Raw genomic sequence first — 17,188 nt, forward strand, 5'->3', positions numbered from 1 at the left:
ATGGGTGAAATGTCCGATCTTTCCCGCCGCAGCTTCGTTTTCGGCTCCGCCGCGGCGGCCGGAGGTGTCGCTTTCGGGCAGTATGCCCAGGCGCAGGCACCTTCGTCCCCAGCCGCGGCGAACCCGCTGACGGCGGGCCTCGGTCCGCATTCGGTCACATTCAATCCGTGGGTCGAGATCAGTCCGGAAAAGATCACGCTGATCGCCCAGCATGCCGACAAGGGCCAGGGTGTCGGCTCGATCCAGCCGCTCATGATCGCCGAGGAGCTGGACCTCGAGCCGGGCCAATTCGAGATCCGCTTCGCCGGACCCAGCCCCGCCTATTTCAACACCGGTTTTGCCCATGAACTCGCGCCCTTCATGGCGCCGGACCAGAGCCCCGAGGCCGAGAAGGCGCGCGCGGCCGCTCTGGAGTGGCTCAGGAAGGCCGGTCTCCAGATGACCGGCGGCTCCAGCACGATTCCGGACACCTACGACAAGCTGCGAATGGCCGGCGCGGTCGCACGTGAGACGCTGAAGGCGGCTGCGGCCAGGCGCAGCGGCATCCGGGCGGCCGAGCTGCGCACAGAGGCGGGAAACGTGATCCTGCCGAACGGAACAAAAATTTCGTATGTCGCTCTCGCAGCGGATGCGGCGAAGATCACGCCGGTTGCGGTCACCAAGCTCCGCGACCCGTCGCAATGGCGAATTCTCGGCAAGCCGATGGAGCGCCTCGACATCCGCTCGAAAGTCACCGGCGAGATGAAATTCGGCATCGACCGGGCGATGGACGGCATGGTCTACGCGGCGGTCAAGCTGAACCCCAACAAGGGCCAGCCGATCAAATCCTACGATGCGAGCAAGGCCCAGGCGATGCCGGGGGTCCAGAAGGTCCTCAAGATATCGAATGGCATCGCGGTGATCGCGACCAACAGCTGGTACGCGATGCAGGCGGCCGCAGCTGTCGATTGCGTCTGGGAGCCGAGCACATATCCTGCCGAGCAGGCTGAGCACTGGAAAATCGCGGCCTCGTCCTTCTCGCCGCAATTCCTCGCCAAGGAATGGCGCAACGACGGCAATATCGACGCCGGATTGAAGGACGGAACGCTGGTCAAGGCGGAATATCGCGCGCCCTATGTCGGGCATCAGCCGCTGGAGCCGCTCAACGGCATCGGCATCGTGACCGACAAGGACATGGAAATCTGGGTCGGCCATCAAACGCCGCAGTCCGTGCAGTACATCGCCGCAACGGCGATCGGCATGAAGCCCGAACAGGTGACGTTCCATAACGAGTGGATGGGCGGGAGCTTCGGGCATCGCCTCGAGTTCGAGAACATCCGCGTGCTCGCCGAGATCGCGAACCAGCTGCGCGGAACACCGGTGAAGCTCATCTTCTCGCGGGAGGAGGATTTCCTTCAGGACATTCCCCGCCAGATCGCGATGGGGAAGTATCGGGGCAGCGTCAAGAACGGAAAGATCGTCGCGGCCGATCTGCAGGTGGCCGCAACGGCGCCGTTCAAGGAACTTCAGGCGAGAATGGGCGCGCCCACCAAGGATCCCGATGGCCAACTCGCGGTCGGCATCTGGAACGTCTACTACGACATTCCCAACTATCGCGCGCGGAGCTTCGAGATACAGGGGTTGTCGCCATCCACGACATGGCGCTCCGTCGGGGCCTCGGCCAATGGGTTCTTCACCGAGAGTTTCATCGACGAATTGATCCACGCCGCGGGGCTCGACCCGCTGAAGGCGCGCATCGAGATGTGCAGGATTCCGATCTACCGGAAGCTCCTGGAAACCGTTGGCGAGATGGCGGACTGGAAGGGACCCCTGGGAGGCGGGAAGGGCCGGGGGGTCGCGTTCGTCGAGTCCTTCGGAACGGCTGTCGCCGAGATCGTCGAAGTGACGATGACCGATGCGGGCATCAAGGTCGACAAGGTCTGGGTGGCGGCCGATGTCGGCAAGGTCGTCGATCCCGTCAATTTCGAGAACCTCGTCCAGGGCGGCGTCGTCTGGGGCCTCGGCCATGCCATGAACTGCGAACTCACCTATTCGAAGGGGGCCGTGCAGCAGACCAACTACCACCATCACGAAGCCATGCGCATGTATCAGTGCCCGGCGATCGAGGTGCGCGGCCTCGAAAATGACTACACGGTCAGGGGCATCGGCGAGCCGCCCGTACCACCGGCGGCGCCGGCGCTGGCCAATGCGATCTTCGCCGCGACCGGCAAGCGCATCCGGGAAATGCCCTTCAACAAGTTCATCGATTTCGTGTGAGGGCGGGACATGAGAAGCACAACCCTGATCGCGCTCACGCTCGCTAGCTCGTCGATCGTGGCCCTGGTGGGAATTGTCCTGGCCAAGGAACCGTCGAAGGATGCGTTGCCGTTGGGCAGCGTCAGCCAAGCCGAGGGGCTGCTGGCCTGGAAGAGAGTCGAAGCCGTGGTGACGCATCCGCGCTGCGCAAATTGCCATGTCGACGCGAAGGCCATTCCGATCTGGACGCCGGCCGGCGAAGGCAAGTCACGCGTACACGGCATGAACATTCGGGGCGGCGAGAGCCGCATCGGAGCCGAGACTGTTCCCTGCTCGAGCTGCCATGTCACGTCGACATTGCCGAACCCGCCTGCACCAGCGCCCTTGACGGCAGGCATCGACTGGCAGCTCGCTCCGGTCGAGTTCATCTGGTTCGGCAAGAGCGGCGCCGAAATCTGTGCCCAGCTCAAGGATCCCAAGCGCAATGGTGGTCGCGACGCGGCCGGACTGCTTGAGCATCTGCGGCACGATGCCTCTCTGCACGGATTTATCCCCCGGGCATGGGAGCCAGGTGCGGGCCGCTCGACCCCGCCGGGAACATTCGAGGACCATGTCAAGGATATGGCGCTGTGGGGAGCTGCCGGACAGCCCTGTCCAGGCTGATAACGCAAACATTGGCGAGAAGGTTGAGACCAATCCTTGGTCGCTGCTTCGCGCTCCCGAAGCGACAAGCGGAGCCTCGCCATTGGCAGCAGGCACCGACAGGGCGATTCCGCGGATCGCCCACCGCCATCGCGAATGGAGGTACCGATGCTGGACAAAGCCTATCGAGGGCAATGTGCTGCTGTGCAGGTGCATTGCACGGACGAAGCGGAGCGGCGTAACCGCGGCCTCACGCTGTTCGCCCTCGCACTCGGCAGTTTCTGTATTGGGACGTCCGAATTTGCGAGCATGGGGATCCTTCAGCTGTTCTCGGCCAGCCTCGGCATCGATATCCCAACGGCGACGAACGCGATCGCGGCCTATGCCCTTGGCGTAGTGATCGGCGCTCCTCTGGTAACGCTGGTGGCGGCACGGCTGAATCGGCGAACCCTTCTGCTGGGCCTGATGGGCCTGTTCATCATTGGCAATGTCCTGTCGGCGGTCGCCACGGATCTCGGCATGTTCGCCCTGGCGCGCTTCGTCAGCGGGATGCCCCAAGGGGCCTATTTCGGCGCCGGCGCCGTGGTCGCGTCCTACATCGTCGGCCCCGGCCATGGGGGAAAAGCGTTCGCGTTGGTCATGACCGGCCTAACGGTCGCAACGATCATCGGCTCACCACTGGCGACATTTCTTGGCCAGATCGTGGGGTGGCGAAACACCTATCTCAGCGTCGCCGGGGTTGCCGTTCTGGCGTTCATTGCCTTGCTTGCCTGGGTCCCTCGAACCGAAGCACTTCGTGGCGGGCCCGTGGTGCAGGAGCTCGCCTCGCTGCGCAAGCCGGCTGTCTGGGCAATGATGCTCGTCGCAGCGCTCGGCGTTGCCAGCATCTTCGCGGTGTACACCTTCATCGGCCCCTTCGTCACCGACACGGCGGCGCTCGATCAAGTTTGGATTCCCATAGCCCTCGCGCTGTTCGGGGTCGGCATGACCGCTGGCAACCTCATCGGCGGAAGGCTGGCGGACACCTATCCCGCGCGAGGATTGGGCATAGGCTTCGGCAGCGCCTTGGTCGTGCTTGCGGTTCTGGCCATCGGAGGCGGCCATGTGTGGATTCTGTTGCCGGCGCTGTTCGGCGTCGGCATGACGATGATGGTTGCCATTCCCACAATTCAGGTTCGTCTGACGGGCCTCGCGCCAGAGGCGCCGACGCTGATGGGCGCGATGAACCTTGCAGCGCTCAACGTCGCCAACGCCATTGGCGCCTGGGCGGGCAGCGCAACGATTGCGGCCGGCTTTGACGTGCTATCCACCGTATGGGCAGGGTTCGGGCTGACGTTGATGGGCCTTGTCGTATTCGCGCTCACCCTGCGGAGGGCGCCTCAGCTCGCGCCCGCGTGACTGCGATCAAGCTCTTCACCCGGTCGGATGGTGTCGTGCACGAGACGTGGCATAATCCAACGCGGAGGTCACCATATGGCAATCGGCGACGCCCGGCGGGAGCAGGTTTTTCCGACACTGTCCGCACTTCAGATCGCGACGGCGCGTCGCTTCGCGAGCGCTGCGCCACAATGCTTCGGCCCCCGCGACATCATCTATGAGATCGGTGCCCGAAACGCTCCCTCCTGGTTGATCCTCGATGGTTCGGCTGACGCGATCAGGCGCGGCGCCGCAGGTCAGTCCTCGGTCGTCACCACCTACGGTCCGGGCCAATTCACTGGCGAGACCAATCAGCTTTCGGGGCGTCCATCCCTCATGTCGGTCGTGGCAGGTGACGCTGGCGCGACCGCGATACCCTTCGATGCACCGCATCTCCGCGCGCTCATCATTGGATCGGCGGATGTCGGGGAAACGATCATGCGCGCCTTCATCCTCCGGCGCGTCATGTTGATCGAGGCGGGGCAGACCGGCGGCGCAGGGTCGATTCTGGTCGGACGCCGGGATGATCCGGACATCGTCGCTTTATCGGGCTTCCTGACCCGCAACAGTTACCCCCACACCGTTATCGCCGCATGCGAGGAAGAGGGACGTGAGCTGGTCGATCGGCTCGGCGTCGCCCCCGATGATCTGCCCCTGATGATCTGTCCGAACGGCACCGTGCTCAGAAAACCGAGCATTGCGGATGCCGCGTCCTGTCTCGGCATCATTCCGGATCTCGACTCGAAGACGGTCTATGATGTGGCGGTCATTGGGGCTGGGCCGGCTGGGCTCGCAGCTGCGGTATATGGCGCATCCGAAGGACTTTCTGTCCTGGTCTTGGACAGCCGCGCCTTCGGCGGTCAGGCTGGCGCATCCGCCCGGATCGAAAACTATCTTGGCTTTCCGACCGGCATATCCGGACAGGCGCTAGCAGGGCGCGCCTTTAGTCAGGCGGCGAAGTTCGGCGCCGAACTCGCCATCCCATTGACCGTCGAGCTGCTCCGCTGTCACGGCGCGGATGCGGACGCCCCGTTCACCCTCGAGCTCAGCAACGGTAACACTGCGCGCTCTCGCACCATCGTGATCGCTTCGGGCGCGCGCTATCGGCAGCCCGACATTCCCAACATCGCTGAACTGGAGGGGGCCGGCGTTTCCTACTGGGCATCGCCCGTCGAGGCGCGGCTTTGCTCCGGGCAGGACGTCGTCCTGGTCGGCGGAGGGAACTCGGCGGGCCAGGCGGTTGCCTATCTCGCGCCGCAGGTCCGGCGTTTGCACCTGGTGGTGCGCCGCCCCCTTGAGCAGACGATGTCCCGATATCTGATCGATCGCATCGCGGCATTGCCTAATGTCGAACTGCACACGGACAGCGAGATTGCCGATTTGCACGGAGACCGGGCGACAGGGCTGACAGGCGCGACGTTTCGGGACAGACGGACCGGCGCGATCCGGGAGTGCACCGTGCGCCACCTTTTTCTGTTCATCGGTGCCGATCCGAATACGCGCTGGCTCGACGACTGTGTGGCGCTCGACGGAACGGGCTTCGTCCTCACGGGGGACCGCGCCGGTGCCGACGAGCGGCTGCCGCTCGAAACCAGCTGCCCGGGTGTCTTTGCCGTCGGAGACGCACGTGCCGGCTCGACCAAGAGGGTCGCCGCCGCCGTCGGCGAAGGTGCGGCAGTCATCGCACAGATTCACTCTGTCCTGAAACGGCATGCCGGACGAGAAGTGAATGCGGCGCGGCAGGCCTGACGGAGAATGGCCTCTGCAAGGGCTCATGGCCAGCCATAGGGAGGTCCATTCTCGGCCAGGCGGAACCTTGGAATCCCCGGAGTGGTTGGACAGCAGATTGCCACCTCGTTTGGTCTGACAACCGGCTCAGAACTCTAGCGGCGGCAAGGAACGAATGGGGCACATCTCGCGCATGGGGACATAGTCGACGACGGATCGTCGGCGGCATGATCTCGCTGCGCCGTTGTGGCCCCCCAACCTGACTCTGTCGCCCCGCGGACCGTCGTCATGCTGGCAAGAAAGCCAGCCCGGCTCTTGGCTATCGCGACCGCCAAGGGGACAGCGTGTGTGGCCTGGTCGACCCCTGTGGCGTCGTCATTCGCGCACCCGACCGGTGCGCGGCATAACGCCTTGGCCTGTCGTCTTGTAGACGATCCCTTGCGGTAACCGTCTTGTCGATCGCGAGATCGATGCTTCCGATCAAAGCACGATCATGGCGGGCCTCCGCCTCCGGTAAAACGCGGTAAAAATTGGCAAATTTCGATCACTCGCACTGGCCGATGACGGAAAGTTGATGCTTATGGGGTGGGGCGCGTCGCCGTTGTCTTGGGATGTCAGACGCCGGCCGATGGAAGTCCATGCGTTGGCCGCGGGAGGTCTCCGATGGTCCTTTTCGAGTCGATCCTGGCGTACTTGCTCGGTGCGGTCCTGCTTGCAGCGTTGGCGCGCAGGATGGGCGTCGCCTATCCCGTTATGCTGGCCGTCGCCGGAGCCGCCCTGGCGTTCGTCCCGAATGTTCCGCAAATCCCGCTCGACCCCGATCTCGTGCTCGTCCTCTTCGTAGCGCCAATTCTCCTGGATGCCGGTTTCGACACATCGGTCCGCGATCTCAGGAGAAACTGGCGCTGCATCGGTGGTCTGGTTGTGGTCGCCGTGGGCCTGACGACGGTCGCTGTCGCGTGTGTAACGCGCTGGTTGGTCCCGGAAATTCCCTGGGCAGCCGCAATCGCCCTGGGCGCGATCGTGGCGCCCCCCGATGCCGTCGCGGCCACGGCGATCCTGCGTCGGGTGCGGCCGCCGCATAGGCTGATCGTCATTCTTGAGGGCGAGAGCCTGCTCAATGATGCGACCGCCCTGCTGATCTATCGGCTTGCCGTCGCGGCAGTGGCCGCTGGCAGCTTCTCTCCGGTCGATGCGCTCCCGACATTCGGGCTCGTCGTATTCGGCAGTGTCGCTCTCGGCGGATGCCTGGGGTGGCTCGTCGTGCGATTGCTGGCTCGCTTCGAAGACGCGCCAAGTCTGATCATCCTGCAGTTCATCACCACGTTTGGCGTGTGGATCCTCTCGGAGCGGCTGCATCTCTCGGGCATCATCACGATCGTCGTATACGCCATGGTGCTTGCTTGGTCAGTTCCAGCTATGACCAGTGCGAGATTGAGGATCCCGATGTATGCCGTTTGGGAGACGGCAATCTTTGTGCTTCAAATATTCGCCTTCATATTGGTTGGGCTACAGCTTCGGCCAATTTTTGGTAATCTCGACGCCGCAACGATCGCAAAATATGGGGTCGTGGCCGTAGCGGTGCTGGTCACGACCATCGTCGTGCGGCTTGTGTGGGTGTTTTTCGATCACCGCGTGGCAAGTTTTTCGCTGCCGCACGATGCTCCGCGCGATGACCTCCAGCCAGACGTCACTTCCCGCAGTGATGGCATCATCATTGCGTGGTGCGGCATGCGAGGCATCGTCACCTTGGCTGCCGCTTACGCGCTGCCAGTTCATTTCCCATACCGCGATTTGATCTTGATCTGTGCCTTCGGCGTGGTGGTCGGAACCCTCGTCGTTCAGGGCCTTACGCTCCCACTGCTGCTTCACCACCTTCCCATTGAGGATCATCATCCCATCGAACGCGAATTTCGAACCGCTCGAAGGCAAGCCTTGGAGGCGGCAATGGGCGCGATAGCTGAGCACAGAACGGGTGCGGCAGGCATGGTCCAGGCCGAGTATGCTGAGATGCTGCAGCAGTCGCTCGAGGAGGAGACTGCCGACACCGAGCAGAACAGGCTGAGACGGAAGGCGCTGGCGGTCGCACGCGACAAGGCCCTCGAGATGCGACGCGCCGGGGAGATCGGTGACAACGCCTTCCATAAGCTGGAAGAGGAGCTCGACTGGCTCGAACTCGGGGCGGTCGCGCGAAGCTCGGCATGAGCGCTGCGTTCGACCTCTTCACCATCCATGCAGGTTGCAAGTGCTCTCTTCCGGGCCCCGCGAACTGCCTGGCCCTTCCTCCTGATCACGCGGCCAGCCGCCAAAAGAAGAGGGAGCGTCAACAGGGCGATGTCGAGGATGGTCCTACGTCCTGGCGAGGGCCCAATGGAACCTTAACGGCTTTTTACAGCGATTAACGGGCATGACGCGGCGTCTGAGTGCAAGTTCACTCCGCCAGCGGGGCGATGATCGGGGGGACGCGCTGGCAAGGACTGCCACTGCTGTGGAGCGAAGACCCGCGATGGCTCTCGGGTGCCCGCGTTCAAGCGCCGAGGACTCGTAAGGGGGCGATGTCTCGGAGGCCGCCTGGACGCAATGCACGAGCAGCGCTTCACGGGGCGCCAGGATCGATGGAGCTTGCCGCATAGGGCGATCGAAAGGCCGGCGCCAAGCCGGGACACGATCCAGACCTAGCTGAATTGCCGAATGCACCAACAATCGAGGAGACTGTCGTGACCCAACATGTGCTGTTCATCGTCACCAACGCAGCCGTGATCGGCCCTCACAACCGCAAGACAGGCTTCTTTTTCGCCGAGATCGCGCATCCTTTCGATGTGCTCGACAGGGCGGGCATTGCGATCGAGTTCGCGTCGCCCGCCGGCGGATGGACGCCCCACGACGCCTACGACGAGAAGGACCCGGCCCAGAAAGACTTCTTCGAGAGCAAGGCCTTCCGGCGGCTGAATCACAGTCGCAAGCTGTCCGAAGTGGACGCCGCGGACTACGACGCCATTCTGGTGCCCGGCGGGCTTGGGCCCATGGTCGATATCCAGCGCAACACGGATGTCCAGAGGGCCGTCGTGCGTGCCTGGAGCACGGGCAAGCTGGTGGCCGCCGTCTGCCACGGTCCGTGCGCATTGCTCGGCGTGGATCTTGGCGACGGCACCCCGTTCGTGCGCGGCAAGAAACTCACGTCGTTCTCGAAGAAGGAAGAGTACGACTACGCTCGAGACGACGTGCCATACGAGCTCGAGGACGCCTTGACTGCCGAAGGCGCCGATTACTCGTCGACATCGAATTGGCAACCGAAAGTCGTCGTCGATGGCCGCCTCATCACTGGTCAGAATCCCGCCTCAGCCGGGCCGCTGGCGGAGGAATTGCTCGCTGCGCTCAAACAGGCCGCGGCGCCGGCGCAGGGCAGCGAGGCTCGAACGAAGAGACTCGAGACTGCGCTCTAGCTCGCAGGTGCGAAACCCGGTCACCGAACGCCTGCCTCAGGATTGGACTGGAGCCCTCCGCATGACGCACTCAACGTCGAAAATAACCGCCATCCTGACCGCTCACCCAGGCAAAGACGCCGATTTGAACGGGCTCCTTGTCGAGATGGCACCGCATTGCAGGGCCGAGCCCGGCAATCTGCGCTGGGACATCTGGCGCGACCCGACGCATGAGGGTCGATATGTGCTCGACGAACTCTATCGAGGAGCGGCGGCCGTCGAGGCGCATCGGGCCTCGCCCCATTACCGTGCCTACCTGGCGAAAGTTCCGGAACTCGCCGACCGTACGGCATTCGTATTGGAGGCGGTGGACGTCGCATAGCCGGCCCCGAGCGCGCCGCGGTTCCGCTCCCGGCGGCAAGCGCCGTCCCCAGCCTATCGAGAAAGTATTTCAACCTGGAGGATCCAGCGATGACCCCTCGCCGAGCCTTGATCGCCCTGACGTTCCTGAGCGCGACGGTGGCACTCGTCTCGTTTGCGGCGGCAGCCGAGCCTAAGGCCAAGACCGCTGTTCTCGTGCATGGTGCGTTCGCCGACGGGTCCTCCTGGCATAAGGTCATCCCTCATCTCAAGAAGGCAGGTCTCAAGGTCGTCGCGGTCCAGAACCCCCTCGATTCGCTCGAGAACGATGTCGCCGCCACACGTCGGGCGATCCGAAACGCGGAAGGCCCAGTGGTCCTGGTCGGTCATTCCTGGGCCGGCGTCGTGATCACCGAGGCCGGCATCGACGACAAGGTCAAGTCGCTCGTCTATGTCGCGGCCTACGCGCCGGACAAATCTGAGTCCTTGCAGAGCACAGCCTCAAAATTTCCGGCTCCGGAGGGTCGGAACAACTTCGTGAAGGATCCAGACGGATTTCTCACGATCAACGACGAAGGCATCAGAAAGTACTTCGCCGCCGACCTTCCGCCGGAGGAGCAGGCGATTGTGGCGGCGACCCAGGGGCCGTTTCATGTCCGGACCACGACGACACCTGTCAGCCGTGCCGCCTGGCGAGAGAAGCCCACATTCATGGTCGTAGCGACCATGGATACGATCATCTCGCCACGGCTGCAGAAGCATCAGGTCGGGCTGGCCAAGGCCACGGCGATCGAGGTGCCATCGAGCCACGTCGCAATGCTCGCCTATCCCAAAGAAGTTGCCGAGATGATCATCAAGGCATCCGAATAGAACGTCACGCTGTGGCGGCGTGCGTGATTCATGTGATGAGGGTGCATGTCTCAGGGGCGACGCCATGAACCCATGCGCAGTGCGATACAAGTTCATCTATCTTGGGGACGTGAAGATGTTCTATCGCGAGGCAGGGAGCATGGCTGCGCCAGTCCTGCTTCTGCTTCACGGTTTCCCGACCTCGAGTCACATGTACCGCAACTTCATCCCGCTGCTTGCGAGCAGATACAGAGTCATAGCCCCGGATCTTCCCGGCTTCGGATCGACAACAGCGCTCCAACGCGGCGCCTATGCCTACACGTTCGGGAATCTCTACAGAGCCGTCCTGTCGTTCGTCGATGGGCTCAATCTTCGCCGCTTCGCCATGATGGTATTCGACTACGGGGCGCCTGTCGGATTCCGATTGGCAGCCGCATATCCGAGGCGCATCTCCGCGATCATCTCCCAAAACGGCAACGTCTACGAGGAGGGCTTGGTGGAGGAGACATTGAGGCCGATGCGCGCCTACTGGGATCATCCCACCAAAGCGAACCGTGACCGGCTCAGCGGCTTCCTGACGGCCGCGGCGACGCGGTTCCAGTACACGCACGGCGTTCCCGACAGCAAGCTCGAGCTGCTGAGCCCCGATGCCATGGCGCATGACCAATCCATTATCGATCGGGACCCGGAACTGCAGCTGGATCTATTTGCCGACTACAAAACAAACATTGCCCTGTATTCGCGCTGGCAGGAATATCTGCGCGTGGAACGACCGCCCGTTCTGGCGGTGTGGGGCAACGGCGATCCGTTCTTTGGACCAGCGGGCGCCTATGCCTTCCAGAGGGACGTTCCGGAAGCGGAAGTCCATCTCTTCGATACAGGGCATTTTGCCCTGGAGACAGATGGACCTGAGATCGCAGAGTTGACGAGGGATTTCTTGGATCGCAAGGGGGCCTGAGGTTCGGCAGCAAGCAACGCCGGAAGTCCTTCGGGGCGCGCGCTGCAACATCGGCGGCTCCCGATCAGAAGCATTGACAACTCATCTGGGAGCGGCAGGACGATGCAAGCGTGGCCGGTCGATCAGGAACGCTTCGCGGTCTCTCCGGCGCAAGAGGCCAATGTGGCCAGCAACTCTCCAGCTGCCAAAGGGCCCAACGTGTCGAGACCTTCGCTGAATTCTGAATAGATCGGCGACAGTAACCTGAAAGCTTGCTCCGATCGGTCTGTCGAGGACCACAATCTCGCGAGGTCGGTGGCAGCGCGCAATTGCCACGATAAGGCACCGGTCTCCTGGGCTCGCGCCATCGCGTCAAGAAGCCGCGCTTCCGCTTCGCTCTCTTCGCCAGTCGCGATGAGAATGGAGGCGTAGACGCGCTGCACCTCGGGCAGACACCAGCCCTCACTATTTGCATGTGCCAGATCGAACGCTTTGTGAATCGTCGTCCTCGCAGTCGCCATCTGGCCGCATTTGGCCTGCGCATCTGCAAGAACTCCTAGATAATAAGGCATTCGTGCCAGGTGATTGATCATCCGAAACTCGGCGACCGCGCGTTCAAGACTTTCAATACCCTGCTGCACGCCTTCTCGAACACATGTCAGCGCAGCCCGATAGAACATCGCGACCGGCCGTCGCGTAAGGATGCTATGGCGCTTGCCCTCCGCCTCGAGCATCACAACGGCGCGGTCGCAGTCATCAAAACACCCGCTCCAATAAAACACCGGGCAGGCGGCATTGAGTGCATTGCTCAATGACATGTGATGATTGGCCCTCAATGCAGATTCTATATTCTCCTTCGAGGTCGTTATTGCGGCCTCCGGAGAACCAGTGAGCCACTGCACAATAGTAAGGGCGCATGCAATATCGACATTGATGTCAGATTGATATTGAACGGTCTGCCGCCGAGCATCTTTTGCCTGATCACGAAGTTGAATTAGGCGCCCTAACGCATTTCGAAGGCGCCCAAGAAAGTATTCAGAAATACTCAGATGAAATCCAATTTCTGGCACGGTAGGTGAATCTTCCTCTGAAACCAGAGAGGCAAAATTCTCAAACGTGGTCAGTCCCGCCAGATGTTCTCCGATGAGATGCTGGTACAGTCCGATGGTCCGGAGACAGCGTATGCGGCAGCCATTGTCTCCGACGCGTTCTGCAATTTTGAGTGCGCGCTGCATCGCGTCCATCGCCATCGTCTGGAGGCCATGCGTGAACATCATGGAGGCACCAAGCCAGACCTTGAGGTGCATCTCGAAGGTGGTTCCCGAGAGATCTGCGGCGTCGAGCGCTTCGATTGCGCGAGAGACGTGAACGCGACACTCTTCTGTAAGCGAGAAGCGGTTCCAAAGAAGAAGACCCGCCACGGTTAGCCGAATGCAGAGCGATCGGTCGGCGGAATCTCGCGATGCCCAAGCAAGGGCGCCGCGCAGATCATCCAGCATACGCCCATATTCGGTCGTCCACTCATGGGCTGGTCTCTGCGCCCACTCGGCAGTGGCTCGCTCAAGCACCCTACAGACATGCTCGGCATGCCGCTGGCGAACCAATGAATCTTCGCCGCTGAGCAGCAATTGGTTCAAGCCATAGGCGCGCGTGGTCTCCAGCAATCGATAGGCGCTTGCCCTGGATTCCAGTTCCAAAGCGATCAGGGATTTGGCAGTGAGTTGCGCCAAAGCATCAGGCACGTCAGCGGCAGAGAGATTGGACACCACGGAGGCAGCTTCGAGGTCAAAGACCCCCGAAAAAACCGCGACAGATCGCAGCAGCACAGCTTCGTTCGGCGAAAGGAGATTGTAGCTCCAGTCGAGCGTCGCGGCGAGCGTGCGGTGACGCTCGGGCCCCGCCCGGCGCCCAGAAAGCACTCGGAGGCGATCGTCGAGTTGGCTCAGCAGGCCACTGACGCTGAAGGTATCAACGCGCGTGGCGGCGAGTTCGATGGCTAGGGGAAGACCGTCGAGTCTCCGGCAGATTTCGCCAGCTGCTGGCGCTTCTGTATCGCTCAGAGCAAACGACTCGAAACCGTCCGATGCGCGGTTGACGAAGAGTTGCACGGCCGGAAATGTCAGGGCTTCCTCGGCCGTGAGGCGGGGCAGGGCGGGCGGCGCACCAAGCCCTGGTAGCCTGCGAATTCGCTCCCCTTTTATTCGAAGAGGCTCTCGGCTGGTGGCGAGGATCTTGACGGACGGCGCTCCGGTCAGGATCCGATCTGCGCAGGTAGCGATAGCATCGATGATGTGTTCGCAACTGTCGAACACCAGCAGTTCCTTGCGATCGCGCAGATGCTCGCAGACGGCGGTCAAAGCGTCTGCGGAAGGCATATTCAATCCGATCGCCGCCGCTATGGCGTTGGGCGCCAGCGCCGCATCCTTCAGTGGGGCCAAGTCGACGAGCCAGACCCCGTCGCTGAACACGCCCAGCGCGTGCTCGGCGACGGCCAGCGCGACCGTCGTCTTGCCTATGCCGCCCGCACCGACAATCGATACCAGCCGTGAAGCACTCAAATCCCGCTGAATAGCGTCAATCGCTTCCCGCCTGCCGAAGATCGTCGTTGTGGCGATCGGCAAGTTGTTGCTGCGAGCAGACAAAGGCGCCGGTAGTCCAGATAATCGGCTGGCCTGGACTGGCCCCACAAACCGATATCCCCGCCCCGTTACGGTCGCGATGTATTGCGCCCCGCCGACGCCGTCGCCAAGAGCTCGTCGCAAGGCAGCCATATTGACCTTGAGATTACCCTCATCGACGATCGTGCTTGGCCAGGCGCGGGCTATGAGTTCGCGCTTGCTCACGACTTCGCCGGGTCGCTCGACCAGAGCCGTCAGAATGTCCAGCGCCCGCCCGCCTATGCGAACAGGTGTCTCGCCAAGCAAGAGCAATTGACGCTCGGGAACCAGCACAAACGGCCCAAAGGCGAAGGATCGTGAAAGCTGCTCGTTGAGATCCGCCGTCACGATCGACCTCCAACCAAACTTCGCTCGTGGCGCCTACACTATCTGGTTGGCCGCTAGCGCGAAGAACTGACTTCGGCCCAGCGTCAGAAGCAGAAGCTGGGGGAGGGGACGGAAAGCGGACTTTCAAAATCAGTGTTGCTGGGACCCACCGCCCGTTCGAACGATGACAGCCAGCTACCACCGCAGCAGTCTCGGAAACGCTAGCGCCCCAAAGGCAGTCACCGCTGCGATCGCGAGCGTATACCAGACCGCGAGGAAGGGTGCGGCGTCGTCTGGGCAGTGCAGGCTGTAGGCCATCGTCGCGAGACCGGCCGAAGCCAGTCCCGCGCAGGCCCCGGTCAGCGTGCCGTCGACAGGCGCTCCGCGGCGCGCCAACCCGAACAGAATGGCGAGCGGAACCAAAGCGTAGAGGGGCACCGCGATCAGGCAGGCGCGCCAATAGCTGCCGAAGATCAGCGCGCTCCACTGATCCGCGGGAGCCCGCGATAGCGCCAATACGGCCCAGATGGCAACGATTGCGACAGGCAACGCGGCCAGTGGCAGATGTGGCCCAGGGTTCAAACCCGGGCGGAGGCTGCGCTGGAATAGCACAAGCGCGATGCCGGCGACGCTGGCGCCGAGCAGTGCCTTGGCGATGACCGGCGCCGTGAGCCAGGCGCTGGCGAGATCTCCGCGCGCGCCCAGCACCAGCAAGACGAGCAGCGCGGTGACGACCAACGCGGTCACCGCGCCGAGCCAGGTGACACGACGCAGCCAGCGGGTATCCACCGGCCGGTGGCTCGCGGTCATTAGCGAAATGAGGTCGTCGGTCTGCATGTTCGGTTTCGGTGCGTCCTGCTCAATCTCGAATTCGCGGCGTGCGAGCGAAAGGTTACTCCCCGTCTGTTTTCCGTGCCGATCACCCGGGTCTCTCGCCGCGCCGTGAGAGAAACCGCGCCATGGCCTGGAGGCCGCGGTGAATCGCGACCTTGGCGGCGGTCTCGGTCATCCCGGTCGCACGCGCCGCCTCGGCCACCGTCGTGCCTTGGAGCTTGACCCGGTCAATCAGGAGACGGGTGCGCTCTGGCAGGGCGGCCAAGGCGCGCTCGAGATCGAGCCTTGCCTCCAAGGCGGCGCTGTCGTTCGGGCCGGCCAGCTGATGCGTCTTGTCGTCGAGTGGCAGGTTGCCGGCATGCCGGCCGGTCCGGCGCAGATGATCGACCAGTTTGTAGCGCGCGATGGCATGGGCCCAGGCCGTCACCGGGCTCGCCGGGTCGTAGGTGTGCTGCGAGAGATGCAGCGCCAGCAGAGTTTCCTGCAGCACATCCTCGACCTCGCTTGCTTCCGAGCGTCCCGTACGGGCCAGCATCTGGCGCAGATAGCCGCGCAGCCTGACGCTGATCGTGTCGAGGAAGAGGCGATAGGCGGCGGCATCGCCGGCGAGTGCGGCGAGGAAAACGGGCCTGAGCTGCGTTTCGAGTTCGTCGAGCGACAAGGCTGGTACGTCTTCCCTCGGGTCCCCGAAAGTAGAGCCGGCCTATTCCGTCGCATGCGATCGGCGGGCTCACAAGGCGGTGACCGCACGATGAACCGGCTTTGCTGACTCGATAGGCTCGCCTTCGCATAAGGCGCCAGTCGGCGCGCATGGGGAATCCGAGATGGCGCTGTCGCCTCGTCTGTGCCTGATCCTCGCTCTCGTGACCTTTCTCGCCGGTTTGAACCTGTCGGCGCAGGAAGGCGGCGGCCAGCCTGTTGCGGATGCGTGCCCAATTGCGGAAGGTTGCCAGGTCGCGAGCGGCCACTACCGCATCCTCTTGCCACCTCGCCCCACGGCCGAGCGCCCCGGCGCGATCATGTATTTCCACGGCTATCAGGGCTCCGCAGCCGAGGCTATCGCTGACGAAGGCCTGGTCGGCGTCGCCAGGCGGCTCGGAGTTGCGCTGATCGCGCCTGACGGCACCGGCCGCTCCTGGTCCTTTCCCGGTTCTCCCGCCCGTCACCGCGACGAGTTCGCTTTCGTCGGGCAGGTGTTCGATGATGCCGTGACGCGCTTCGGCCTCGATCCTGCCCGCATCCTGGCGAGCGGCTTTTCACAAGGCGGCTCGATGGTCTGGTATCTGGCCTGCCGCATGCCGTCGCGTTTCGCAGCCTTCGCGCCGATCGCCGGCGCCTTCTGGGAGCCTTTGCCCGAGCGCTGCGAAGGCGAACGCCCTCCACTGATCCATGTTCATGGCACGAGCGACGCTACGGTGCCTCTCGCCGGCCGGGCGCTGCGGCGGGGCTACAGGCAAGGCGATCTCTTCAGGAGCCTCGCTATTCTCGCGCCGGGCGGCTGCGCCACCGCGCTGGGGGATGCAGCTCGCGCCAATCCCGCGCTGGAACAACTGACCTGCCAGGTCGCGTCCGGCTGCAGCGGCCCGGCGCGCCTCGAACTCTGCCTGCATGGCGGTGGACATGTCGCCGATGCAGCATGGATTGAGCGGGCCTGGCGCCTGATGGTCCGGGACAGGGCCGTTCCCCGCGCCGCCGATACCAAACTCACGTCTCCGTGATCCTGTAACCAAACCGCGGTTCCGCGCGATCTCTCCGTCGACGCCGCCGAGGTGGCCTGCCGG

General features: G+C 63.2%; 13 protein-coding genes and 1 pseudogene. 11 read left to right on the top strand and 3 right to left on the bottom strand.

Annotation, left to right across the window (positions count from 1 at the left end; translation table 11 throughout):
• Positions 1–9: 9 nt before the first annotated feature.
• The 10 genes and pseudogenes from VGN82_RS05565 to VGN82_RS05610 all read left to right on the top strand — a co-directional run bounded on the left by VGN82_RS05565 (position 10) and on the right by VGN82_RS05610 (position 11,610).
• The gene (locus VGN82_RS05565; RefSeq protein ID WP_327526006.1) at positions 10–2,256 is read left to right on the top strand and encodes a xanthine dehydrogenase family protein molybdopterin-binding subunit; all 2,247 of its coding nucleotides are present in this window, start codon (positions 10–12) and stop codon (positions 2,254–2,256) included.
• A 57-nt stretch (positions 2,257–2,313) separates the two neighbouring features.
• Positions 2,314–2,898: a hypothetical protein gene (locus VGN82_RS05570; protein ID WP_414644207.1), complete on the top strand. Its 585-nt coding sequence runs from the start codon at positions 2,314–2,316 to the stop codon at positions 2,896–2,898.
• 147 nt (positions 2,899–3,045) lie between these two features.
• On the top strand, positions 3,046–4,275 hold the full coding sequence (locus tag VGN82_RS05575; RefSeq protein ID WP_327526008.1) for an MFS transporter: 1,230 nt from the start codon (positions 3,046–3,048) through the stop codon (positions 4,273–4,275).
• Positions 4,276–4,350: 75 nt separating this feature from the next.
• The gene (locus tag VGN82_RS05580) at positions 4,351–6,042 is read left to right on the top strand and encodes an FAD-dependent oxidoreductase (RefSeq protein ID WP_327526009.1); all 1,692 of its coding nucleotides are present in this window, start codon (positions 4,351–4,353) and stop codon (positions 6,040–6,042) included.
• Positions 6,043–6,129: 87 nt separating this feature from the next.
• Positions 6,130–6,468 (top strand): annotated as a pseudogene (locus VGN82_RS05585) (transposase); the annotation flags it as partial.
• 216 nt (positions 6,469–6,684) lie between these two features.
• Complete coding sequence (locus VGN82_RS05590; protein ID WP_327526010.1) at positions 6,685–8,226, top strand: cation:proton antiporter; 1,542 nt, start codon at positions 6,685–6,687, stop codon at positions 8,224–8,226.
• Positions 8,227–8,738: 512 nt separating this feature from the next.
• Entirely contained in the window at positions 8,739–9,464 is a 726-nt protein-coding gene (locus VGN82_RS05595) for a type 1 glutamine amidotransferase domain-containing protein (protein ID WP_327526011.1), read from the top strand.
• Positions 9,465–9,525: 61 nt separating this feature from the next.
• Complete coding sequence (locus VGN82_RS05600; protein ID WP_327526012.1) at positions 9,526–9,825, top strand: putative quinol monooxygenase; 300 nt, start codon at positions 9,526–9,528, stop codon at positions 9,823–9,825.
• 89 nt (positions 9,826–9,914) lie between these two features.
• Positions 9,915–10,673 carry an alpha/beta fold hydrolase gene (locus tag VGN82_RS05605; RefSeq protein WP_327526013.1) on the top strand — a complete coding sequence of 253 codons (759 nt, stop codon included), beginning with the start codon at positions 9,915–9,917 and terminating at the stop codon, positions 10,671–10,673.
• 115 nt (positions 10,674–10,788) lie between these two features.
• Positions 10,789–11,610 carry an alpha/beta fold hydrolase gene (locus tag VGN82_RS05610; RefSeq protein ID WP_327526014.1) on the top strand — a complete coding sequence of 274 codons (822 nt, stop codon included), beginning with the start codon at positions 10,789–10,791 and terminating at the stop codon, positions 11,608–11,610.
• A 122-nt stretch (positions 11,611–11,732) separates the two neighbouring features.
• Here VGN82_RS05610 and VGN82_RS05615 read toward each other — a convergent pair whose 3' ends face one another.
• From VGN82_RS05615 to VGN82_RS05625, 3 genes are all read right to left on the bottom strand, one after another.
• Positions 11,733–14,594 carry an ATP-binding protein gene (locus VGN82_RS05615; protein ID WP_327526015.1) on the bottom strand — a complete coding sequence of 954 codons (2,862 nt, stop codon included), beginning with the start codon at positions 14,592–14,594 and terminating at the stop codon, positions 11,733–11,735.
• 174 nt (positions 14,595–14,768) lie between these two features.
• The gene (locus VGN82_RS05620) at positions 14,769–15,410 is read right to left on the bottom strand and encodes a DUF1109 domain-containing protein (RefSeq protein WP_327526016.1); all 642 of its coding nucleotides are present in this window, start codon (positions 15,408–15,410) and stop codon (positions 14,769–14,771) included.
• 82 nt (positions 15,411–15,492) lie between these two features.
• A complete protein-coding gene (locus VGN82_RS05625) occupies positions 15,493–16,068 on the bottom strand; it encodes a sigma-70 family RNA polymerase sigma factor (protein ID WP_327526017.1) in 576 nt (191 codons plus the stop codon).
• 163 nt (positions 16,069–16,231) lie between these two features.
• Here VGN82_RS05625 and VGN82_RS05630 point away from each other — a divergent pair, with 163 nt between their 5' ends.
• The gene (locus VGN82_RS05630; protein WP_327526018.1) at positions 16,232–17,125 is read left to right on the top strand and encodes a CE1 family esterase; all 894 of its coding nucleotides are present in this window, start codon (positions 16,232–16,234) and stop codon (positions 17,123–17,125) included.
• Positions 17,126–17,188: the final 63 nt, after the last annotated feature.

This window comes from Allobosea sp. (genome assembly GCF_035999205.1).
In the GTDB taxonomy this organism is placed as follows: Bacteria; Pseudomonadota; Alphaproteobacteria; order Rhizobiales; family Beijerinckiaceae; genus Allobosea.

What these genes read in the sequence shown, in the direction of transcription:
- VGN82_RS05605 (WP_327526013.1), top strand. Translation starts at nt 9,915, where the DNA reads ATGACCCCTCGCCGAGCCTTGATCGCCCTGACGTTCCTGAGCGCGACG.
- VGN82_RS05565 (WP_327526006.1), top strand. Translation starts at nt 10, where the DNA reads ATGTCCGATCTTTCCCGCCGCAGCTTCGTTTTCGGCTCCGCCGCGGCG.
- VGN82_RS05590 (WP_327526010.1), top strand. Translation starts at nt 6,685, where the DNA reads ATGGTCCTTTTCGAGTCGATCCTGGCGTACTTGCTCGGTGCGGTCCTG.
- VGN82_RS05630 (WP_327526018.1), top strand. Translation starts at nt 16,232, where the DNA reads ATGGCGCTGTCGCCTCGTCTGTGCCTGATCCTCGCTCTCGTGACCTTT.
- VGN82_RS05600 (WP_327526012.1), top strand. Translation starts at nt 9,526, where the DNA reads ATGACGCACTCAACGTCGAAAATAACCGCCATCCTGACCGCTCACCCA.
- VGN82_RS05580 (WP_327526009.1), top strand. Translation starts at nt 4,351, where the DNA reads ATGGCAATCGGCGACGCCCGGCGGGAGCAGGTTTTTCCGACACTGTCC.
- VGN82_RS05610 (WP_327526014.1), top strand. Translation starts at nt 10,789, where the DNA reads ATGTTCTATCGCGAGGCAGGGAGCATGGCTGCGCCAGTCCTGCTTCTG.
- VGN82_RS05575 (WP_327526008.1), top strand. Translation starts at nt 3,046, where the DNA reads ATGCTGGACAAAGCCTATCGAGGGCAATGTGCTGCTGTGCAGGTGCAT.
- VGN82_RS05620 (WP_327526016.1), bottom strand. Translation starts at nt 15,410, where the DNA reads ATGCAGACCGACGACCTCATTTCGCTAATGACCGCGAGCCACCGGCCG.